The organism is Nocardia sp. NPDC059195, assembly GCF_042754695.1.
In the GTDB taxonomy this organism is placed as follows: Bacteria; Actinomycetota; Actinomycetes; order Mycobacteriales; family Mycobacteriaceae; genus Nocardia.
The window spans coordinates 12,833-34,549 of record NZ_JBHZBG010000045.1 but is presented as its reverse complement, the minus strand read 5'-3'; the positions used below and the strand labels follow the sequence as shown (position 1 = coordinate 34,549).

The window sequence follows — 21,717 nt, the reverse complement described above, 5'->3', positions numbered from 1 at the left end:
GGTGCGCGGTTTAGCGCTCTAACGGGTTTAGCCTTTGTTTTTTTTAGCTCGCTATAACGGGCGGCCCCTTGGGGCCGCGGACACGCGCGCGCCAGCGCGCCAATAAACACCGCACAACAAAATCCCAGCAAACCCACACAACCTCCACATCAGCCCCACACGCCCAGACACAACCCCCTGGCAGACTGGACACGTGAGAGACAAGCCCGTGGGTCTGCCCAGCGGTCCCCTGCGCCCGATCGAACTGGCGAGCGGCGCGGTGATGGCCGGGCTCACCGTCGGCCTCATCACCGTCGGCTCCCTGGTTCCCATGGCCGCCGCCTTACAACTCGTCGCGGCAGTGCCATTGGGCCTGCTCGCCCAGCGGTATCGATTGCGAGCGCTGGTCACCGCGACTATCGCGGCAACGCTGGTCACCTTCGTGGCCGCGGGCGTGATGCCCGCGCTCGGCGTCATGGGCGCGGCCACCATGGCGGGAATCATCGGGACGGTGAAGCGCCGGGGTGGCGGATTCCCCGCGGTGTTCGCGCTCGGAATCGTCGCAGGCGTGGGTTGGGGACTGTTCTCCGTCGGCAGTCTGCTGGTCTTCTCGCGAACCAGAAACCTGTTCTTCGACGCGTTCCGGAATACCGCGAAGGGCATCGAGAATCTGGCAGGCCGGGTGCCCGCGCTGGAGCCGCTCGGCCGGACCGCCGCCGAGACCGTCGAGGTGGTGCTGCGCTGGTGGTGGATCTACATCGGCGCCACGGTGGCGCTCGGCGTGCTGGTGAGCACGGTGATCTCCTGGTTCGTCCTCGGGGCGGTGCTCGATCGGCTCGCCTGGCTGCCGGGCAGTGATCGGCTCGACGCGCCGGCCGATGATCGGCCGGTCGGACCGCTGCCGGTTGCCCTGCACGGGGTCGGCTATCGGTACGAGGGCACCAATGTCGACGCGCTGGCCGACATCGATCTCACCATCCGTCCGGGCGAGTTCGTCGCCGTCGTCGGTCACAACGGATCCGGCAAGTCGACCTTGACCCGAGTCCTGGCGGGCAGACCGCCGACAACGGGTGCGGTGGACCGTCCTGGTTCGGCGGGGTTGGGCGCGATCGGTGGGACCGCGCTGGTCCTGCAACGTCCGGAGAGCCAAACCCTCGGCGTCTCGGTCGCCGACGATGTCGTGTGGGGTCTGTCGGCGGCGTCGGCCGCCGAGGTCGACGTCGACGCGCTACTCGCCGAGGTCGGCCTCGCCGACATGGGCGCCCGCGAAACCGCCACCCTCTCCGGCGGCCAGCAGCAGCGCCTCGCCGTGGCCGCCGCGCTCGCCCGCCGCCCCGCCCTGCTCATCGCCGACGAAGCCACCTCGATGATCGACCCCGACGGCCGCCGCGAACTCGTCGCCCTGCTGGCCGAACTCCCGCGCCGCCACGGCACCGCCGTGGTCCTGGTAACCCACCACGAAGCCGACGCGACCGCCGCCGACCGGGTGATCCACCTCGACCGCGGCCGCATGGTCGACCACCTCGCGAGCTGGCCCCACCCCGCCCATGACCAGCGCCGCAGGCCGATGGGCGCCCCCGTCCTCGAACTCACCGACGTGCGCCACACCTACAACCACGGCACGCCGTGGGAGGCACCTGCCCTGCACGGTGTCGACCTGTCGGTCCACAAGGGCGAGGCGCTGCTGATCGTCGGCGGCAACGGGTCGGGCAAGTCGACACTGGCCTGGATCATCGCGGGGCTGATCGCGCCGAGCTCGGGACGCTGCGAACTGCGCGGCACTGCGGTCGACAAGCAGGTCGGCGGCGTCGCGCTGGCCTTCCAGCACTCCCGGCTGCAATTACAGAAGCAGACCGTCGGCGCCGAGATCGCCGACTGGGGCGGGCGGGCGACCGGTTCCGGCGCGGTCGGGCAGGCCCTGGACGCGGTGGGCCTGGATCGCCGCCTCGCCGCTCGCTCGATCGAGGAACTCAGCGGCGGGCAGGCCAAACGGGTGGTCCTCGCCGCCATGGTGGCGAGCCGCCCGCAGGTGGTCGTCCTGGACGAACCACTGGCCGGCCTGGATCCGCAGGGCCGCGCCGAGATCGTGGAACTGCTTGCCCGGCTCCGGGATTCGGGGTTGACGTTGATCATCATCTCCCACGATGTCGCCGAGATGTCCATGGTCTGCGACCGCACGGTGCACCTGGACGGCGGCGTGGCGGTCTCGGCGGACGGCCACGCGATCCCGAGAACCGAACGCGCACTCGAGAAGTCGGCCTTCGTGGCAGGCCTGCCATTGGGCCGCCGCGGTGACGAAGGCGCGACCGCACACACCAGCGCACCGAAAGGCACAACCCCATGAGCACAGTGCTGCTGCGTGAAGTACCGGTCGACAGCGTCGTGCATCGCCTGTGGGCAGGCACGAAGATGATCGCCGCGTTCGGAATCAGCCTGCTGCTGATGTTCCTGCCGTCCTGGCCGGTACTCGGCGTGATCACGGCTTTCCTGGTGCTGATCTGGGTGCTCGCGCGGCTGCCGCTCGGCGCGATCCCCCGGCTGCCGTGGTGGTTCTGGGGACTTGTGGTGCTCGGCGGTCTGATCAACGCGCCGATCGGGATGAAGGCCGTGCTCGGCTACACCCAGATCTTCGTGTTCGGGCTGGTCCTGGTGGCCGCCTCGTTCCTGATCGCCTTCACCACCCCGATGGGCGAGATCGCTCCCGCCCTGGCGAAACTCGGCGCGCCGCTGCGCACATTGCGACTGCCGGTCGACGAGTGGGCCGTGGTGGTGGCCCTGACACTGCGCGGATTGCCGCTGCTGCTCGACGAGATCCGGGTACTGCGCGCCGCACGCAAACTGCGCCCCAAGGACAACCTGCTGCACCGCGCCGCCGACAACCCGCTCATCGACATCCTCACCGCGTGCATGGCGGTGTCGTCGCGGCGCGCGGGTGAACTCGGCGAGGCGATCACCGCTCGTGGCGGCACGGGGATGCTGACCGCCCTGCCGAGCGCACCGCATCGCCGGGACGCGATCGCGCTGGGTGTCGTCGCCGTGGTCTGCGCGGGTGCCGTGGTGTTGAGCAACGTCATCGGCTGAACCAGGAGCGCTCGATCTCGCTGGTCATCGGCGCGCCGGCCACCGCGCGCACTATCAGTATTCTGTGGTTGTGAGCAATACCCCGAATTCACTGTCCCGAAACCCTATTGCGCGATATGGTTCGTCACGGAAATCGAGCTAGGCAGCTTCACGCGCCGGTCACGAACTTTCTCGGGGGAAGTCACACCACGGCGCCTGTTCGAGCACTCACACCTGATGAAGTCCAGATGGGAAATGTTCATATGATCATCCGCAAAATCGCCGCGGCTGCCATTCCGGTGCTCGCGGTAGCGCTGGTGGGAACCGGAGTAGCCGGGGCCGACCCGGTGACGCCGAACGTCGAGTACCGCACCGAACTGGTCGGTAACACCGTCATCACCACTCTCACCCACGGCACCTTCGCAATCACCGGCGGTGCGGTCGACATCCGTGACGAGGCAGGCGCGACCCTGATGTCGCTGCCTCTCTCGGTCCGCGACGGCAGTTTCGAATACCCGCTGCCGCACAAGGTGAGCGAGGACAGCCGGGTACTCGAGCTGACCGCGGTCAAGGACGTCGCTACGGCCAAGCCCAACCTGACTCCGGTCGCCTCGCCCGCGGAAAACTACGCGGCGCAGGCGAACTTCGCCTCCACCTTCGGCCTCGCCACCGCCGTCGGTAGCTTCGTCGGCATGGCCATCGGTGCCGTGATCGGCTTGGTGATCGGCGCGGCGGCCGGCGGCGTCGGCGCGCTTCCCGGCCTCATCACCGGCGCCTCCGTCGGCGGGATCATCGGCAGCCTCATTGTCGGCGGACCCACGCTGATCGTCGCCGGCATGGACCTGATCAACACCTGGACCGCCCCGCCCGGCACCACCCAGTGGGCTGCGAAATAGCCTGCACCACATACTGATCAGCCAATCGCCCCGACGTCGACACCGACGTCGGGGCGACTCGGTTTCCGGGGCCGGGCATTCCGGTCACCTGGTCGCTCGCGACAGGGCCTGCGGGTCTCGACAGACTCGCGAAGGTCGACGATACTGGCGTCGGTGCGACAAGGAAACGGACTCGACATTCCCGAAACCCTCGGCGATCTGTGCGCGCCCGACCGGATGGCGCTGATCGTCTACGACATGCAGGTCGGTGTTCTGGGACAGCTGCCCGACGGGCAGGAGATCACCGAACGCGTCGTGCGGGTGGTCGAAGCGGCCCGGCGCGGCGGCTATCCGGTGATCTTCCTCCGGCACTTCTTCCCGCCGCGGCGACTGACCGGTGTGTACGGGATGCGGCTGCTGATGGGCTGGCAGAACGCCGAATCCGTCGACGACGTCGCCTTTATTCTGCAACGCGATACGCCCGCGTTCGAGCTGGTGCCGGAGCTGGTGCCGCGCGAGGACGAGCTGGTCTTCGACAAGATATCGATGTCGGCGTTCGAGGGCACACCCTTGGCCACCCTGCTGCGTGACCTGCGGATCGGCTCCTACGCCATTGCCGGTGTCGCGCTCGAGATCGGAATCGCGCCGACTGTCACCCACTCCACCGATCTGGGTTTCGTGCCCGTGGTGATCGGTGACGCCTGCGGTGGTCGCGACAAGGAAGCGATGGCGCGGGCCTACGACGACTTCGCGTTCCAGGGCAATGCGCTGGTCACCGATGTCGACACGATCTCCGGCCTGATGGCCGGGAACTGACAGCGCGGCAAATAGTCAGCGCCGATTCGGCGGGCCGGTGGTGATCGGCCCGCCGAGACGATCAGGCCTTCTCGCGCAGGGCGTTCTTGGCCGCGTCCTGGGCGGAGTCGACCTGGCCACTGAACTTGCCACCGGTCTTCTCGTCGACCACGTCACCGGCCTTGTCGATGACACTGTCGACCTTGTCCGCATGCTGGGCGGCCATGTCCATCGCCTTGCCTGCCAGGTTCTTGAAATCCACCGCGTACTCCTCGTTGATTCGACACCGGGTACAACGCGATAACCGTAGCAACATCACAGCTTTCGCGGGTGAGCATCATCGTGGTGAACTCGTCACACCGTCCCACACCGGGTGCCAGAGCCGTCCGGTGTCGGTCCACGCCTGGAAGCGGACAATGCCGGTGAGCTCGGGGGTGACCCAGTGCGCGTCGTGACGTTCGTCGGCGGTCATCTCGTTGGTGAACGGTGAGGTCTCGCGTCGCAACCCGGCCAGCTCGGCGGCGATCCGGCGCGACTGCTCGTCACCGAATCCGGTGCCAACCCGGCCCACGTAGATGAGGCCGTCCTCGTGCGGCATACCGAGCAGCAGCGACTTGAACGGGCGTTTGTCGCTACGCCGCCACCCGCCGACCACCACCTCGCGTGAGCGCCAGTTGCGCTGCTTGAGCCAGGTCTGGCTGCGCTTGCCCGGCTGATACACCGAATCCAGCCGCTTGGCCACGACCCCTTCCTGCCCCTCCTCGCGACTGACCTTCATCGCCTCGGCACCCGAACCATCCAGCAGCGCACTGACATTCATCGACGGCGACAGCCTGCCGAGGGCCTCGAGTACCGCGCGGCGGTCGGTGTACTTCTTGCGCAGCAGGGAGGTACCGTCGAGGTAGAGCACATCGAAGGCGACGAATACCGCGCGGGCCGAATCCGCTTGCAGCGCCGAGATATCCGAGAGTCCGGCATCATCGAGCACCACCGCTTCGCCATCCAGGACCACCTGATGCCCGGCCAGTTCCTCGCCGAGCACGGCCAGGCGCGGATACCGAGCGGTCACCGTATTGCCCGCGCGGCTGCGGACAGTCACCGTGCCGTCGTCGATCTCGACGATCACCCGGAACCCGTCCCACTTGGTTTCGAAGGACCAGTTCGCGGGGGTCAGCGATTCGACATCGCCCGCGGTCGCCAGCATCGGCGACAACCCGCGTGGAAAACTGCTGTCGGCCACAGGTTCTCGATGGGATCGGTCACGCATCAGGTGCATCAGCCACTGGTCGCCCTTGGTCTGGATGAACGCGTAGCGGCCCGACACCCGCTGTCCGTCGAGTTCGACGATCACCTCGTCGGAGCGCCACTTCTCGGTGACATAGGTACCCGAATCCCAGATCGTCATCTCCCCAGCGCCGTACTCGCCCTTGGGAATGGAGCCGTGGAAGTGCAGGTACTCGAGGGGGTGATCCTCGGTGCGCACGGCGAGGCGGTTGTGTTTCGGCTCGGTCGGCGGGCCCTTCGGCACCGCCCAGGAGGCGAGGACACCGTCGTGCTCGAGACGCACATCCCAGTGCAGTCGGCGGGCGTGATGCTCCTGGATGACGAAGCGATTGCCGGGCCCCGGTTCCGGCGCGGCCTCGGGGACCGGCTCGGGCGTGCGCTGCGGGTCGCGCATGCTGCGGTACTTGGCGAGAGAGTCGGGGCGGGCGGGCAGTGCCGGATCGAGGTCGGCCAGCAGGTCGCCGTCGGCTTTCCAACGAGCGAGCACCTCGTCGAAACGTAACTGGCGCAACGCATCAGCGTCTTCGATCTCGGCCCAGTCGCGCGGAGCGGCGGCATTGGGTTCGGTGCGACCGCGCAGCGAGTAGGGGGCAATAGTGGTCTTGGCGGCGTTGTTCTGGCTCCAGTCCAGGAACACCTTGCCCGTGCGGGCCGCCTTGGCCATGGTCGCCGTCACCAGATCCGCGTGCAGCGCTTCGAGATTGGCGGCCACCTGTTTGGCGACGGTGGACGCGCCACGCGAACTCAGCGGCCGATCCAGCGGCACATAAACGTGAATGCCCTTGCTACCGCTGGTCACCGGGAACGCCTGCATGCCGATATCGGCGACCATCGCACGCACGGCCAGCGCGACCCGCGCGCATTCGGCCAGCCCGGCACCGGCGCCGGGGTCGAGATCGAACACGATCCTGGTGGCCGGGCCGCGATCGCCCGCGTCGAAACGCCATTGCGGCACATGGATTTCCAGCGCCGCCTGCTGCGCCAGCCAGGCCATCCCGGCCTCGGAATCGATCAGTGGGTACGCCACCCGGCGGCTGGAATGCTCGATCGCGGCGCGGTGGATCCACGCGGGCGCGTGCTCGGGGAGGTTCTTCTCGAAGAAATCGGCGTGGTCGACGCCATTGGGCCACCGTTTCCTGGTAACCGGGCGTCCGACGAGATGGGGCAGCGCGGCCTCGGTGATCGCCGAATAGTAGGCGATCACCTCGCCTTTCGTCGTACCGGTCGCCGGGTACAGGACCTTGTCGAGGTTGCTGAGCTCAACCTCGATGTCCGGTTCACCCGGTGCGCCCCGAAATTCCCGGCGGACCATCGACGCGATCGCCAGCGGCGGGGACCGACTACCGGTCCCCGCGCACCGGAATCAGGCCTTGGGTCCAGGATCGGTCGGAGCGGCGCCGCCGGCGGCAGAGCCGGGGCCTGCCTGCGGAGGCACGACCTTCTTGGCCGCTTCCTTGCCCTTCTCGATCTTGTCGCTGTACTTGCCCTTGGTTTTGTCATCGATGAAGGTACCGGCCTTGTCGACCGCCTCATTGATCTTGTCGGCGTTCTGTTCGACCGTTTCCTTGCCCTTACCGAGCAAGCCCTTCAAGGTATCCACGAGACTCATCTGCCGATATTCCTTTCGAGAGGAGGGTCATTCCACATCTTCCCACCACGAATCCCGTGGTGGGAGGTCATTCGGAACCACCCGCTGCCCCGGCTTGGGCACTACGACCGGAGTACCCGCGTCGGCGGCGGCCGACACCAGGCGCCGGACGGGTTCGGACCAGCCGTGGAAGGCCAGATTGAAGGTGGCCCAGTGGATCGGGACCAGCAGGCCGTAGGCGGCGTCGCCCAGGCACAGGTCGGCGTGCGCGCGCACCGCCTCTTCGGGGTTCATGTGCACATCGGTCCAGCGCTCGTCGTAGGCGCCGATGGGCAGCAGCGTGAGGTCGAAGGGGCCGAGCACCGCGCCTGCCTGGGCGAACGCCTTCGTGTAGCCGGTGTCGCCGCCGAAGTAGACCCGCTTGGTCGGCCCCGACAGCGCCCACGACGCCCACAGCGTGGTGTTGCGGACCAAGCCGCGGCCGGAGAAGTGCCTGGCCTCGGCGCAGGTGATGGTGAGACCGCGGTCGTCGGCGTCACGGCCGAGCGAGACCGAGCCACCCCAGTCGAGTTCGATGATCCGGTATTCGGGCACACCCCACTGCCGCAGGTGCGCGCCGATGCCGGTGGGCACCACGAACGGCGCGAGCTGGGTGCGGACGAGCTCATCGACGGTGGCTTTGTCGAGGTGGTCGTAGTGATCGTGGGAGATGATCACCGCGTCGACGGTCGGCAGCTGCGACAGCTCGCCGGGGACCGGATGCAGCCGGGCGGGACCGACCACCGGGGACGGGGAGACCCGTTCGCTCCACACCGGGTCGGCCAGCACGCGGTAGCCGTCGAGTTCGACCAGCGCGCTCGCGTGCCCGTACCAGGTGACCGCGAGTTCGGCGGCCTGCTCGGGAGCGGCGGGGGTGACCAGCGGGACCGGGTTCGCGGGGCGGCCGACCCGGCCCTTGGTGAGTCCCGACCAGATCAGCGACGGTGCGGCACCGGCGGCGAGCATGGAGCTCGGCTCGGTGTTGTGGAAACGGCCGTCGCGGTAGGAGGACTTGCCGATCGCGGTCGGCGCGATCGCCGACGGGCCCGCGCCGATCGAGGTGGGCAGGCCCCACACCGCGCGTGCCATCCAGGCGAGACCGAAGGTGCTCGCCACCGAACCCGCCAAGCGTGTGATCCGCATCAGCGGCCCACGAACTTCGCCGGACGCTTCTCTTGCCGGGCCAGGCGGCCCTCTTTGGCGTCGTCGCTGCTCCACGCGGCTGCCAGCGCGGCCTGCTGCTGCGCGCTGGCCGGGTCGCCGGTGCCGTCGTCGTTGAGCATCAGTTTCATGGCTTGCAGCGACAGCGGCGCGAGTGCCGCGATGGACTTGGCCCAGTCCTTGGCGTCGGCGAGGGTGCCGAGCTTGTTCGCGAAGCCGTAAGCGTAAGCGTCTGCGGCGGAGACGGATTCGGCGCCGAGCAGGATCGTGCGGGCGGGGCCGCCACCGATCAGGGCGGCCAGCCGTGCCACCGTCCAGCGATCGACCGAGATGCCGAGCTTGGCCGCGGGTACCGCGATGTAGGCGTCGGGCTCGATCACCCGCAGGTCCGAGGCCAGCGCCAGTTGCACGCCCGCACCGAGCGCGCCGCCGTTGATCGCCGAGATCACCGGAACCGGAACGGATTCGATGGTGTGCAGCATGTCGAGCAGACTGCTCAGGAACGACTCGGAGTAGACCCCCGACAGATCGGCGCCCGCGCTGAAGATCGGCCCGCGGCCGGTGAGCACGATGGCGCGCGCGCCCTTGGCGACCGCGTCGAGTACCGCGGCGCGCAACTGCCCGACCAGGTCCTCGTTGAGCGCGTTGCGCCGTTCTTCGCGCTGTAATTCGATGGTGATCACGTCACCATCGCGGGTCACGCCGAGCATGCATCCTCCCCAGATTCAGCGGATTTCGTGGATGTTCACACTGTGCCACAGGCCGCCGACAACACCAGGTAGGCGATAGCGTCGACGCCCATGGTTTCCGACTATTCTGCCCCAGATGCACCGTTTCACCGCGCAGCACAGGCCTCCGGGATGACCGATTTCGACATCCTGGTGATCGGTGCGGGTCAGGCAGGGCTCTCCGCCGGGTACCACCTGCGCAAGCTCGGGCTGGTGCCCGAACGCGATTTCCGCATTGTCGACCACGCACCCGGTCCCGGTGGCGCCTGGCAGTTCCGGTGGCCTTCGCTGACCCTGACGACGGTGAACCGAGTGCACGACCTGCCGGGGATGTCCTTCGCCGACACACTGCCCGCCGGGTCCGAGTCGGCGCGCGCGGCCACCGCGGTGCCGCACTACTACGAGCTCTACGAAAAGCGCTTCGACCTGCGTGTTCAACGGCAGGTGACGGTGAAAGTGGTCTGTGATCGGACCGCCGACGGCCAGAGCTGCGCGGGCCGTGGCGAGGTACTCCAGGTGGAAACCGAAGGTGCGGGCACCGTGCGCACGCGGGGTCTGATCAACGGCACCGGCACCTGGGAGCACCCGTTCATCCCTCGCTATCCGGGCGCCGACACCTTCGCCGGACGCCAACTGCACACTCGCGACTACCACTCGGCCGACGAGTTCGCGGGCAAACATGTGGTCATCGTCGGTGGAGGGATCTCGGCGGTGCAGTTGCTCGACGAAATTTCGCTCGTGACCTCCACCACATGGGTCACCAGATCCGAGCCGCGGTGGCGGGAGACGCCGTTCGCCGAGCAGGACGGGCGCGACGCGGTGGCCCTGGTGGAGGACCGCGTGCGCGCGGGGTTGCCACCGGGATCGGTCGTGTCGGTGACGGGACTGCCGCTCGACGAACGGCTGCGGGCCGCGCGTGAGCGGGGCGTGCTGCGGCGGCTGCCGATGTTCGAGCGGATCGAGCCCACCGGCGTGCGGTGGGCAGACGGCAGTTTCCAGGCAGCCGACATCATCCTGTGGGCGACCGGTTTCCGCAGCTCACTGGATCATTTGGCGCCGCTGCGGCTGCGCGGACCCGGCGGCGGGATCACCATGACCGGGCGGTTGGCGACCCAGGTGGCCGTCGACCCGCGCATTCATCTCATCGGCTACGGGCCGTCGGCCAGCACGATCGGCGCCAACCGGGCAGGCCGGGCCGCGGCCCGCGAACTGACCGACTACCTCGGGATCAGACCAGGCCGACGCTGAACGTCGACGGATCGGCGCCGACCCTTTTGCCCGCGTCGAGGCCGCCGATCGACTCCATCGCGGCGGCATCGAGTTCGAAGGTGAACACGTCGAAGTTCTCCGCGATCCGCGACGGCGTGACCGACTTCGGGATGACGATATTGCCCAGCTGCAGGTGCCACCGGATGATGACCTGCGCGGGCGTGCGGTCGAGTTCGGAGGCGATGCCGACGATCGTCGGGTTGTCGAGCAGAGTGCCCTGCCCGAGCGGGCTCCACGCCTCGGTGGCGATCGCGTGATTGGCATCGTATTGGCGCAGGTCACGCTGGGAAAGTGTGGGATGCAATTCGATCTGGTTCACCGTGGGGATCTCGCCCGCCTCGGCGATCAGGGTCTCCAGGTCGATCACCCGGAAGTTGGAGACTCCGATCGAACCGATCCGGCCCTGCGACTTCAGCGCCTGGAAGGCGCGGAACGTGTCGACGAAGCGGCCTGCCGACGGTACGGGCCAGTGGATCAGATAGAGGTCGAGATAGTCCAGGCCCAAGCGCTGCATGCTGGCATCGAAGGCGCGCAGGGTGCTGTCGTAGCCCTGGTCGGCGTTCCATAGCTTGGTCGTGATGAAGAGTTCGTCGCGGGGAATCCCCGATTCACCGATGGCGCGGCCTACGCCTTCCTCGTTTCCGTAGACCGCGGCCGTGTCGATACTGCGGTAGCCGACCTTCAACGCCTCGGCCACCACCCCGGTGACGTCTTCCGCGGGCACCTGGAACACACCGAAGCCGAGCTGTGGGATCACGTTCCCGTCATTGAGCACGATGCTGGGGACATGGCTGCTTTCGCTGCGGAAGGTCACCCTCTCGAAGGTAGAAGTGGTTCGGCGTGGCGTCAACGACGGCGCGTCGCGTGTTTCCCCCTGTCACAAAGCGGGGCGCTGGTCAGGGGATTGCCGGTGGCTCAGTACCCCGCCTCCGGCAAGTCCGATTCGCCGGTATCGGGTCTGTCGCAGCGATCGCAGTTCGGCGGGCTCGCAGGTGCGCAGCGCGGCCAGTTCGGCGGCGATCGCGAGAACAGTGCGACGGGCGAAGGCGACCGGTTCGTCGGCGGCGTCGGGGTACTCCTCGACGATTCGGTCCACCACACCGTCTTCGAGCAGGTCCGCCGATCTGATGCCCTGTGCCGCAGCCATTTCCGGAGCGTGCGCGGTATCGCGGAACACGATGGCACTCGCCCCTTCCGGCGGCAGCGGGGCGAGCCAGCCGTGTCTGGCGGCGAGCACCCGGTCGGCGGGCAACAGCGCGAGCGCGCCGCCGCCGGTGCCCTGGCCGAGCAACACGGAGACGGTCGGCGTGTCGAGGGTGACGAGATCGGCCAGGCAGCGGGCGATTTCGGGGGCGAGGCCGCGTTCCTCGGCCTCCTTGGACAGGGCGGCACCGACGGTGTCGATCACGAGCACCAGCGGCAACCGCAGTTCGCGCGCCAGAACCATCGCCCGCCGCGCCTCGCGCAATGCGGCCGGGCCCATGGTGTGCTCGCCCTCCTGACCGGATCGGTCGTGTCCGAAGACGACGCACGGCTGACCGGCGAAGCGGGCGAGGGCGAGCAGTACAGTTCGATCGGACTCACCCCGACCGGTACCGCTGAGCGGAACCCGTTGCGTCGTATGGCGAAGCAGGTCCCGTATCCCCGGCCTGGCCGGCCTGCGCGAGCTGAGCACCGAATCCCACGCGCTCGCCGTCGGATTCGCTGATGTCGCCGGACTGCGCACCGGCGCAGCCCAACCCGGCTCGGTCGTCACCGGAACCACGGCGCCGCTGGCGACACTCATCGCCCGGTGCGCGATCCGGCGAAACACCTCCACCGTCACCACTCCATCGATCACGCCGTTGCGATAGAGGTTCTCCGCGGTCTGCACACCGGGCGGAAAAGGCCTGCCGTACAAGGCCTCGTACACCCGCGGCCCGAGGAACCCGATGAGTGCGCCCGGCGCGGCAAAAGTGATGTGCCCCAACGACCCCCACGACGCGAACACCCCGCCCATCGTCGGATCGCGCAGATACACCAGGTACGGATGCCCCGCGGCCTTGTGCACAGCCACCGCGCCCGCGATCTTCACCATCTGCACGAAAGCGACTGTCCCCTCCTGCATCCGAGTGCCACCGGAGGTCGGCGAGGCGATCAACGGCAGCCCGAGTTCGGTAGCACGCTCGATCGCGCGCACGATCCGCTCGGCCGCGGCCACCCCGATCGACCCGGCCAGAAACGCGAACTCACAGGCGATCACCGCAACACGGCGCCCCCGCAACAACCCCTCCCCTGTCAACACCGCCTCATCGGTACCAGCCCGATCGGCCGCGGCGACGAGCTCGCGCCGATAGCGCGGCGATATCTCGGGCTCGATCGGCGCCCGATCCCAGCTCACGAAAGAGCCCGCATCGAGCAACTGGCCGAGCAAATCATCCGCCGACATATGCACGCCGTGAGCGTAGCCGGACGCGGTTCGGGCGGATCACAGAATCACGGCGACATGTTGGAACACCTTGACTTTATGTTGTGTTTTTACAACACTCTGTTAGGTGAGTCCAGTCAGACGAGGGGAAACCCTGCCGATCTTCAATCGCATCGCTGTGTTGCGCGCGGAGCATCGGATGAGCCGGGCGGCGCTTGCCGAGGCCGTCAATGTCAACGTCCAGACGATCGGCGCGCTCGAGCGCGGCGATCACTATCCGAGCCTCGATCTGGCGATGCGCATCTGCGATGTGTTCGCGCTGCCGGTCGAAGTCGTGTTCTCCCGCAAGGAATTCGGGCCGTTGTCGGCCGAGCTCTACCCACGCACGAAAGGCGAGATGCCATGACCAGCACACTCATCGACCGTTATCAGAACTATCGAGTCCGGCGCTGGCTCGTGCAGGAGCAGCGGACAGCGGGGATGCTGCAAAGCTGGCGACCGCTTCGGCGGCGGCGAATTCTCGTGGTCGTCGTGACGATCGCACTGCTCGGGATCGCGCTCGCCGGAGTGATGCGCGCGTTGGACCTGTTCGGGGCGCCGGGGGTAGCGCTCGTCTCGGCGCTGTTGTTCCTGCCGAGCTGGACGATGCTGCGGATCGTCTCGGGCGGCCAGGATCACGCACCCGACCAGATGCTCGACGAACTGGAGATCACCGAACGCAACAAGGCGCGCTCGGCGGGGCTCGCGCTCACTCAGTCGCTGACCATGCCGCCGCTGGCGTACCTGATCTTCGGCAGCGCGTTCTCACCGCAAGCCGATGCCTATCGCATCGCCTACGCGGGCGGACTGATGATGCTGGCCACGATCTTGGCCGGTGGCTGCGCACCGGCGATGATCCTGGGCTGGACCAGGCCCGATCCCGAACCCGAGTCCTGAACGAGCACGGCCCGAACGAGGGCGGAGCTGCGGCCTTCATCGCGGCAGCCCCGTCCGTCGTGCGAAACAGCTCAGTAACCCTGCATGACCTTGCGCAGTGCGTACTCGGTCAAGGCGACCAGGGCCTGTTTGGCCGGTTCCCGGCGACGGGCGTCGATCGACATGATCGGCACGTCGGCGGGAACCGCCAGGGCCTGGCGGATGTCCTCGAGCGGGTACTTCGGCGCGTCGTCGAACTCGTTGAGCGCCACCAGGAACGGCAGCCCGCGGGCCTCGAAGTAGTCGACAGCGGCGAAGCTGTCTTCGAGCCTGCGGGTGTCGACCAGCACCACGGCGCCGATGGCGCCCTTGATCAGGTCGTCCCACATGAACCAGAACCGGTACTGGCCCGGCGTACCGAACAAGTACAGGACCAGGTCGTCGGCGAGGCTGATGCGGCCGAAGTCCATCGCCACCGTGGTGGTCGACTTCTGCGGAATACCGGTCAGGTTGTCGATTCCGGTACTGGCGTTGGTGACCAACGCCTCGGTGCGCAGCGGAACGATCTCCGACACCGCGCCGACCATCGTGGTCTTACCCACACCGAAGCCACCAGCGACCACGATCTTCGCCGAAGTCGGCTTGGCCGTGCGGGTGTCGACCTGCGCAGTCGAATCAAATACGCCGGAGTCCACTGAGAACCCTTTCGATCAGCTCGCGACGTTCATCGTCGCTGGAATCGTCTTTCAAAGTTGCCGAAACCCGGACGTGACCGGCCTCGATCAGATCGGCTACGAGTACCCGGGCCACCCCGATCGGGATGTACAGCTGGGCAGCTATCTCGGCAACGGACGGCGATTGCCTGCACAACTCCACGATGGACGTTTCGAGGTTGTTCAGTTCGTACTGCCGCTCCATGGCGACCGGATGCGATGCGACGAGTGCCTCCAGCGCCAACTCGACCGCCGGCTTGGTACGGCCGGCAGTCAAGGAGTACGGGCGGACGAGGCTCGGCTCGGCGCTCCCCATGCGGTGATCGTCTATGTCCATCCCACCATCAGGAACCCATCGTGACGCGAGGCGTGGCCTGGACCGTCTGGCCAACGCGCTCGACCAGAAGTGCCATTTCGTAGCCGACCTGACCGATGTCACACGAGGTGTTGGTCAGGACTGCTAGATACGAGCCGTCGCCGACTGCCATGAGCAGCAGGTATCCATGCTCCATCTCGACGACGGACTGGAGTACCGTACCGCCTTCGAACAGATTCGACACGCCGACGGAAAGGCTCGCCAGTCCGGCGGTCACAGCGGAGAGCTGCTCGGCGCGGTCGACCGGGAGCTGAGCGCTCGCGGCCATCAACAGTCCGTCAGCCGAGACCAGGACGGCATGGGCTACGCCAGGAACCTCGTTGGCGAAGTTCGAAACCAGCCAATCCAGCTGACGGTTCGTACCACCTAGATCGGGGTTCATCGGTCTCCTTTATCTCCGGTTAGGTTCATTGCCTTCATTGCGCGGCCATCCCGGACACCCTGCTGGTGACGACTCAGGCTGTTCCGGATCGTTGCGGGATCGCGTTGCTGCGGGGTGCGATCGGCGGTGCCGCTCACACCACCCGGCACGAGCCTTCCGCCTGGACTGCGCTGAGGCAAGCCGGCGGCGGTACGTACCTCGGATTGGGCTTCGCTGGCCGCGCGAGCAGCCTCCCAGCCGTCGTCACCGGGTGATTCGAAGGCGGCGGCCATCTGGTTCCGGTCGGAATTCTCGTCCGTGAGCCACGACGACATCATCTCGGCGAAGATCGGTGTTCCGCCCATCACGGAATCACCTTCCGGTGCCGGCTGCAACCTGGTCTGGAAGAACGACGCAGCCTTGACCGGATTGGACCGGTAGCTGTGCCGACCCGGATCACGCCCTGCCGACGCAGCGTTATCCGGCCCCGCAGGGTCCCGATCCCGTTGCGGCAGAGCCACTCCTGGCCCAGCGTTCGCCTGCGGTACAACACTAGCCCCGGGATCGCGCTGTGGCAGCCCATTCGGCGCAGCCGCGCGTTGGGGCAGGCCGTTGGGCGCGTCTCGCTGCGGTTGACCCGCGGCCGGAGCACGCTGCGGCAGACCGTTGTCGGCCGGATTCTGCTGCGGCGCAGGGTTTGCGCGCTGCGGCAGGCCGTTGGCCGGACGGGCGGGCTGGGCCCGCTGCGGGAGGCCGTTGGCCGGATCACGCTGCGGGAGACCACCGGTCTGCTCACGTTGTGGGAGGCCGGTCGACGGATCGCGTTGCGGCAGGCCACCGGTCTGCTCACGCTGCGGAAGGCCAGTGGCCGGATCGCGTTGCGGCAAACCACCGGTCTGCTCACGCTGCGGAAGGCCGCCGGTCGGATCGAGCCTGGGCAACCCGCCGGACTGATCCCGATGCGGCAGACGCGGCGCGGGATCGCGCTGCGGCAAACCACCGGCGGCATTGCCTCGCTGGGGGAGTCCGGTCGACGGATCACGCTGCACCGGCGCGGAATCACGCTGCGGCGCGGGACTTCCCTGGCCACGCTGCGGCAACCCGGTCGACGGCGCCGAATCACGTTGCGCGTTCGCGGCGTCACGCTGCGGCAGACCCGTTGCCGGATCAGGCTGCGGCAGTCCACCGGTCTGCTCACGTTGCGGGAGGCCGGTCGACGGATCACGCTGCGGCAAACCACCGGTCTGCTCACGCTGCGGCGGCCGCTGCGATGGATCACGCTGCGGCAGGCCGACCGAAGGATCGCGCTGCGGGGCACCGTTGGCACCCGGCGAACGCTGCGGCAGACCACCGGGGGTGCTCCCCCGCTGCGTCTGTGCCGAATCGCGCTGAGGCAGTGCCGTGTCACGCGGCGGCTGCGCGGAATCCCGCGACGGCGCACCGTTGGCACCCGGCTGACGCTGCGGCAACCCACCACCGGTCTGCGGCGGTCCAGCGGGCTTCTGCTCGACCGGACCAAGCTGGCCCGGCCCGGCGGGCGGACGCTGCGGGCCACCCGGTGCCAGATTGCGCTTGGGCAGATTCGCCGCGGCGAGCTTGCCACGCTGGGGCACGTTCGTCTGTCCGGGCGCGGGCGGACGCAGCGACGGCGACGACTGCTCGGTCGCGTCCTGGGCCATGCCCGAAGCCATCGAGTTACCCGGCGAACGCTGCGGCAACCCACCACCGGCACCCGCCTGGGTCGGCCCGCTGACACCGGGATCCACGGTGACCATCACGTTGCCACCCGGGGTGCGGGTGATCGCGCGGGTCTGCATGGTGCTCGGCTGCTGCTGCGGGTTCTGCTGCTGCGGCGGTGCCTGCGGACTCGGCTGCTGCTTCTGCAACTGCTGCGGCGGGATCACGGTGCCGCCCGCACCCGAGACGATCAGGCCGACTGGCACGTGCACGGTGACGGTGACGCCGGGATCGCGGGCGGTGTCGAAGGTCGCGCGCAGCCGCACGGTGAGACCGTGGCGCTCGGCTAGTCGGCCGACCACGAACAGACCCATGTGGCGGGCGGTGTCGGGACCGGGCTCGGCGGTCTGCTCGAGCCGGTGGTTGATCTCCGACATCTCCGCGGGCGGCATACCGATGCCGCGGTCGGCGACCTCGATCAGCAGACCCTGGTCGTGTGCCTGGGCGAAGGTGAACTTGACGTCGGTCTCCGGCGGGGAGGCCCGCAGCGCGTTGTCGAGCAGCTCGGCGAACAGGTGCGCCATATCGGAGGCGGCCGGTTCGACCAGCGAGCCGCGCGGCGTGGCGCCGAGCTTGACCCGCTCGTAGTCCTCGACCTCGGAGATCGCGGCACGCAGCACGTCGGCGATCTCGACCGGGGCGGACTTGGTTCGGCGCTGTTTGGTACCGGCGAGGATCAGCAGGTTGTCACCGTTACGGCGCATGCGCGCCGCGAGGTGGTCGAGCCGGAAGAGGTTCTCGAGCAGGCGCGGGTCCTTCTCGTCGTACTCCATCGCCTCGATGAGGGTGAGCTGATGGTCGACGAGCGACTTGGACCGGCGGGCCAGCGTCTCGAACATGTCGTTGACCTGTGAACGCATCTGCGCCTGGTCACTGGCCAGGCGCAGCGCCTGACCGTGGATATCGTCGACGGCGCGGGCCAGCTGGCCGATCTCCTCGTCGGAGCGCACCGGCATCGGCTCCAGCGGCACGTCCTCGGGCGCGGCACCGTTGCGGAGCTGGGCGACCTCGTGCGGCAGATCGGATTCGGCGACGCGCAGCGCGGCCAGGCGGAGGCGGTGCAGCGGCACGATCATCGAGCGGGCGACGAACACGGCGAGCAGGAGCGCGGCCAGGATCGTCGCGATGACGACAGCGGTATAGGCCCAGGCCCCGTCTGCCGCGGCGCTGGTTCGCTTGTCCATGGCGGTCTGGATGGTCTCGGTCGACCCATCGACGATGCCCTCGTAGGCGGCGAGGCTGGCGTACAGCGAGGTACGCATCTCACCGACGGGCAGCTTTCCCGCCGCCACCTCGGGACGGCTGATCAGTGCCTGCCGGACAGCGACTTGTGTCCCGAGTTCGGTGACCGTCTGGTCGCCTTCCGGGAAGCGGTGGGCGAACACGCCGAGCAGGTGCTGCTCGGTCGCGAGGCCGCTGACAAACTTCTGGGCGCCCGACTCGATGCCACGCAAGAGCTCGGTCAGACCGGCCAGCTGATCGATGAGCACCGAACGCGTGTTGAGCGAGTCGACCAGGCGCAGCTTGGCAAGGTCCATCACCGGATCACTCACCTGGGCGACGGTGGTCTCCACGATCGTGACGCCGTCCTTGGTCACCTGTTCGACCGAGGCCAGCGCCGGACCTGTAGAGGTCGTCAGCGCCTTGCCCTGCGCGCGCACACCCTTGGCGGTTTTCACCATCCGCGCGAGCGCGTCGTGGGCCTCGGGCAACTCGGCCAAGCGGCCGAGCGAAGCCTCGGCCGAGGCGATCGCGGCGTCGAGTTCGGCGAGGTCCTGGTCGGTGACGAGGGTGGCCCCCGGGCCGGCGGGCACCATCTGGCTACCCGTGACCTTTGCCGAGCTCGCACTCAGCGCGGTGACGGACGGGATCGTGTCTACCTGCTCGTTGATACTGGAGAGCCGGTTGGCCTCCGTGAACTCGGAGGTAATTCTCGACACGCCGAGCCCGACCGCGACCGCGAGTGGCACGGCAAGGACAGCCGTAACCTTCCAACGCAGGTCCCAGTTGCCGAGCGCCCAGCGTTTGCTGCCGGACCTAGCGGCGTCACGCATCTCCCACTCACTTTCCAAACTGGCCTCGTACCGTACGCCTGAGGCGAACCTCCACAGGCGCGATGGTGGCTCGCCAGTGGCTGCTGGCCGAGAACTACGGCTGGCCGAGAAATTGCGTCTACGACTGCCCGAATAAGTGACATCGGATTCTAACGGATCAATAACTTCTTGGCTGACTCCCGGTCGAGGTCCGCTCCATGACCAGCCCGTTGTAGGCAAAACCAAAGGTCGCGGCACCCCCTCGGGTGTCGCGTGAAGTCTGCCACAATCATCTGGATCTATCGAGCGGGCATCGAAGCGAGGCTAGGGAGTCACGGGGTTGGACACCGAACACGAGTACCGGCCGGTCTATCAGACCAGCCTGGTCGACCCAGCCGACTTCTGGTCCGCCGCAGCTCAGAGCATCGAGTGGGATGTCGAACCGCAGCAGATCGTCGATGCCGCCGACAAGCGGTCGGCCAGGTGGTTCCCCGACGCCCGCCTCAATACCTGTGTGAACGCCCTCGATCGCCACGTCCGGGCGGGCACTGTCGCCCAGGGTGGACACGCCGATCGACCGGCCCTCATATATGTCTCCGCTATGACGGACACCACCACGATTTACACCTACGCCGAATTGCTCGGGAAAGTGGCCGAGTTCGCCGGGGCCATGCGCGATCTCGGTGTGGTGGCCGGTGATCGAGTAGTGATCTATCTGCCGATGATCCCCGAAGCGGTGATCGCGATGCTGGCGTGCGCGCGCATCGGCGCGGTGCACTCGGTGGTGTTCGGCGGGTTCGCCGCACCCGAGCTGGCCGCCCGCATCGACGATGCCGAGCCGGTCCTGATCGTCACCGCCTCGGGCGGGCTCGAACCCAACCGCCGCGTCGAGTACCCGCCGATCGTGATGGCCGCGCTCGATCTCGCCGAGACCGCGTCGGTGCGCACGGTGGTCGTCAAGCAGCGCCCCGAGTTCACCACGATCGAGTTCCCCGCCGCCCTGCCCGCCACCGACATACTGCCGTCCTCGGAGCAGACCGTCGCCGCCCGCTGGGTGGATTGGGATGCCTGCGTCGAGGGCGTGGCGCCCGCCGATCCGGTCTCGGTGGCCGCCACCGATCCGCTCTACATCCTCTACACCTCCGGCACCACCGGAAAGCCGAAGGGCGTGGTGCGCGACAACGGCGGACACGCGGTGGCGCTGTCCTGGTCGATGCGCAACATCTACGATGTCGGCCCTGGTCAGGTGTTCTGGGCCGCCTCCGACGTGGGCTGGGTCGTCGGCCACTCCTACATCGTCTACGCGCCCTTGCTGGTCGGCGCGACGACGGTGCTCTACGAGGGCAAACCCGTCGGCACCCCCGACGCGGGCGCCTTCTGGCGGATCATCGACGAGCACGACGTGCGGGTGCTGTTCACCGCCCCGACCGCGTTGCGCGCGATCCGCCGCGCCGACCCCGACGCCACCGCGGCCCGCCGCTCCGATCTGTCCCGGCTGCGCGCGCTGTTCTGCGCGGGCGAGCGCCTCGATCCGGCCACCTTCGAGTGGGCGACGAACACCCTGCTCGCCGACCATCCCGGCACTCCGGTGGTCGACCACTGGTGGCAGACCGAGACCGGCTGGCCGATCTGCGCCGACCCGCTCGGCCTGCAGGAACTGCCCGTGAAGTCCGGTTCGGCGAGTGTGCCGGTGCCCGGCTATCGGCTGCGCGTACTCGACGCGAACGGCAACGCGGTGCCCACCGGAACCGAGGGCAACATCGTCATCGGGCTGCCGCTGCCCCCCGGCTGCCTGACCGGATTGTGGCGCGACCGGGAACGCTTCATCCGCTCGTACCTGTCGGCCTTCCCCGGCCACTACCTCACCGGCGACTCCGGCTACTTCGACGAGGACGGCTACCTCTACGTCCTCGGCCGCAGCGACGACGTGATCAACATCGCCGGGCACCGACTGTCGGCGGGCAGCATCGAGGCCGCCATCTCCGGCCACGAGGCCGTCGCCGAATGCGCGGTGATCGGCATGCCCGACGAGCTCAAGGGCAGCCTCCCGCTGGCGTATGTGGTGCTCAAGCAGGGTATCGATATCGATCAGCAGCAGCTGCGCGCCGAACTCGACGACCGGGTGCGCGCCCAGATCGGCGCGATCGCCACCCTGCACGACTCGATCATCGTCACCGGCCTGCCCAAGACCCGCTCCGGCAAAATTCTGCGCAAGACGATCCGCCAGCTCACCGCCGGTGAACACGTCGAACCTCCCGCCACCATCGAGGATCCCCACGTCCTGACGGCCCTCGCCGACCGCATCCTGGCCAACCCACCGCTCGGCAACATCACCACCGCCGCCACCCCTGAGCAGGACAACGACCCGGTCTCCCCCGCCCCGTGAGCACCTAAGAT

Annotated in this window: 19 protein-coding genes; 8 read left to right on the top strand and 11 right to left on the bottom strand. The window is 68.0% G+C overall.

What is annotated here, in order from left to right:
- Positions 1 to 262 precede the first annotated feature (262 nt).
- From ACFXKN_RS32325 to ACFXKN_RS32310, 4 genes are all read left to right on the top strand, one after another.
- Complete coding sequence (locus ACFXKN_RS32325; RefSeq protein WP_378974276.1) at positions 263 to 2,323, top strand: ATP-binding cassette domain-containing protein; 2,061 nt, start codon at positions 263 to 265, stop codon at positions 2,321 to 2,323.
- Positions 2,320 to 3,060: a CbiQ family ECF transporter T component gene (locus tag ACFXKN_RS32320; RefSeq protein ID WP_378974111.1), complete on the top strand. Its 741-nt coding sequence runs from the start codon at positions 2,320 to 2,322 to the stop codon at positions 3,058 to 3,060. Before ACFXKN_RS32325 ends, ACFXKN_RS32320 begins: the two co-directional genes overlap by 4 nt.
- Positions 3,061 to 3,287: 227 nt before the next feature.
- Positions 3,288 to 3,935 carry an ammonium transporter gene (locus tag ACFXKN_RS32315; RefSeq protein WP_378974115.1) on the top strand — a complete coding sequence of 216 codons (648 nt, stop codon included), beginning with the start codon at positions 3,288 to 3,290 and terminating at the stop codon, positions 3,933 to 3,935.
- A 153-nt stretch (positions 3,936 to 4,088) separates the two neighbouring features.
- Entirely contained in the window at positions 4,089 to 4,730 is a 642-nt protein-coding gene (locus ACFXKN_RS32310) for a cysteine hydrolase family protein (RefSeq protein ID WP_378974120.1), read from the top strand.
- A gap of 61 nt (positions 4,731 to 4,791) precedes the next feature.
- Here the strand turns inward: ACFXKN_RS32310 and ACFXKN_RS32305 are convergent, their stop codons facing one another.
- The 5 genes from ACFXKN_RS32305 to ACFXKN_RS32285 form a co-directional block, all read right to left on the bottom strand.
- Positions 4,792 to 4,971: an antitoxin gene (locus ACFXKN_RS32305; protein ID WP_378915720.1), complete on the bottom strand. Its 180-nt coding sequence runs from the start codon at positions 4,969 to 4,971 to the stop codon at positions 4,792 to 4,794.
- A gap of 75 nt (positions 4,972 to 5,046) precedes the next feature.
- Positions 5,047 to 7,305: an ATP-dependent DNA ligase gene (locus ACFXKN_RS32300; RefSeq protein ID WP_378974127.1), complete on the bottom strand. Its 2,259-nt coding sequence runs from the start codon at positions 7,303 to 7,305 to the stop codon at positions 5,047 to 5,049.
- A gap of 51 nt (positions 7,306 to 7,356) precedes the next feature.
- Entirely contained in the window at positions 7,357 to 7,602 is a 246-nt protein-coding gene (locus ACFXKN_RS32295; protein ID WP_378974132.1) for an antitoxin, read from the bottom strand.
- Positions 7,603 to 7,629: 27 nt separating this feature from the next.
- A complete protein-coding gene (locus ACFXKN_RS32290; RefSeq protein ID WP_378974138.1) occupies positions 7,630 to 8,763 on the bottom strand; it encodes an MBL fold metallo-hydrolase in 1,134 nt (377 codons plus the stop codon).
- On the bottom strand, positions 8,763 to 9,491 hold the full coding sequence (locus tag ACFXKN_RS32285; RefSeq protein WP_378974146.1) for an enoyl-CoA hydratase: 729 nt from the start codon (positions 9,489 to 9,491) through the stop codon (positions 8,763 to 8,765). Before ACFXKN_RS32285 ends, ACFXKN_RS32290 begins: the two co-directional genes overlap by 1 nt.
- Before the next feature lie 150 nt (positions 9,492 to 9,641).
- Here ACFXKN_RS32285 and ACFXKN_RS32280 point away from each other — a divergent pair, with 150 nt between their 5' ends.
- A complete protein-coding gene (locus tag ACFXKN_RS32280) occupies positions 9,642 to 10,757 on the top strand; it encodes an NAD(P)-binding domain-containing protein (RefSeq protein ID WP_378974160.1) in 1,116 nt (371 codons plus the stop codon).
- Here ACFXKN_RS32280 and ACFXKN_RS32275 read toward each other — a convergent pair.
- Together ACFXKN_RS32275 and ACFXKN_RS32270 are read right to left on the bottom strand one after the other, a co-directional pair.
- The gene (locus ACFXKN_RS32275) at positions 10,738 to 11,592 is read right to left on the bottom strand and encodes an aldo/keto reductase (protein WP_378974168.1); all 855 of its coding nucleotides are present in this window, start codon (positions 11,590 to 11,592) and stop codon (positions 10,738 to 10,740) included. The two genes, ACFXKN_RS32280 and ACFXKN_RS32275, sit on opposite strands and share 20 nt — an antisense overlap.
- A 63-nt stretch (positions 11,593 to 11,655) precedes the next feature.
- Positions 11,656 to 13,206, bottom strand: coding sequence for a carboxyl transferase domain-containing protein (locus ACFXKN_RS32270; protein ID WP_378974178.1), 1,551 nt, complete (start codon positions 13,204 to 13,206; stop codon positions 11,656 to 11,658).
- A 106-nt stretch (positions 13,207 to 13,312) separates the two neighbouring features.
- On the opposite strand from ACFXKN_RS32270, the gene ACFXKN_RS32265 reads away from it, so the two are divergent.
- A complete protein-coding gene (locus ACFXKN_RS32265; RefSeq protein WP_056818574.1) occupies positions 13,313 to 13,591 on the top strand; it encodes a helix-turn-helix transcriptional regulator in 279 nt (92 codons plus the stop codon).
- On the top strand, positions 13,588 to 14,121 hold the full coding sequence (locus ACFXKN_RS32260; protein ID WP_378974184.1) for a hypothetical protein: 534 nt from the start codon (positions 13,588 to 13,590) through the stop codon (positions 14,119 to 14,121). Before ACFXKN_RS32265 ends, ACFXKN_RS32260 begins: the two co-directional genes overlap by 4 nt.
- 71 nt (positions 14,122 to 14,192) lie before the next feature.
- Here the strand turns inward: ACFXKN_RS32260 and ACFXKN_RS32255 are convergent, their stop codons facing one another.
- From ACFXKN_RS32255 to ACFXKN_RS32240, 4 genes are read right to left on the bottom strand one after another with little or no spacing between them, the layout of a single operon-like run.
- Positions 14,193 to 14,795, bottom strand: a complete 603-nt coding sequence (locus ACFXKN_RS32255) for an ATP/GTP-binding protein (RefSeq protein ID WP_378974187.1) — start codon at positions 14,793 to 14,795, stop codon at positions 14,193 to 14,195.
- On the bottom strand, positions 14,776 to 15,150 hold the full coding sequence (locus ACFXKN_RS32250) for a DUF742 domain-containing protein (RefSeq protein ID WP_378974192.1): 375 nt from the start codon (positions 15,148 to 15,150) through the stop codon (positions 14,776 to 14,778). The genes ACFXKN_RS32255 and ACFXKN_RS32250 overlap by 20 nt, the downstream gene beginning before the upstream one ends.
- A gap of 7 nt (positions 15,151 to 15,157) precedes the next feature.
- Complete coding sequence (locus ACFXKN_RS32245; RefSeq protein WP_011207200.1) at positions 15,158 to 15,571, bottom strand: roadblock/LC7 domain-containing protein; 414 nt, start codon at positions 15,569 to 15,571, stop codon at positions 15,158 to 15,160.
- Positions 15,568 to 19,341, bottom strand: coding sequence for an ATP-binding protein (locus tag ACFXKN_RS32240; protein WP_378974200.1), 3,774 nt, complete (start codon positions 19,339 to 19,341; stop codon positions 15,568 to 15,570). The genes ACFXKN_RS32245 and ACFXKN_RS32240 overlap by 4 nt, the downstream gene beginning before the upstream one ends.
- Before the next feature lie 319 nt (positions 19,342 to 19,660).
- Here ACFXKN_RS32240 and ACFXKN_RS32235 point away from each other — a divergent pair, with 319 nt between their 5' ends.
- On the top strand, positions 19,661 to 21,706 hold the full coding sequence (locus ACFXKN_RS32235) for an AMP-binding protein (RefSeq protein WP_378974208.1): 2,046 nt from the start codon (positions 19,661 to 19,663) through the stop codon (positions 21,704 to 21,706).
- Positions 21,707 to 21,717: the final 11 nt, after the last annotated feature.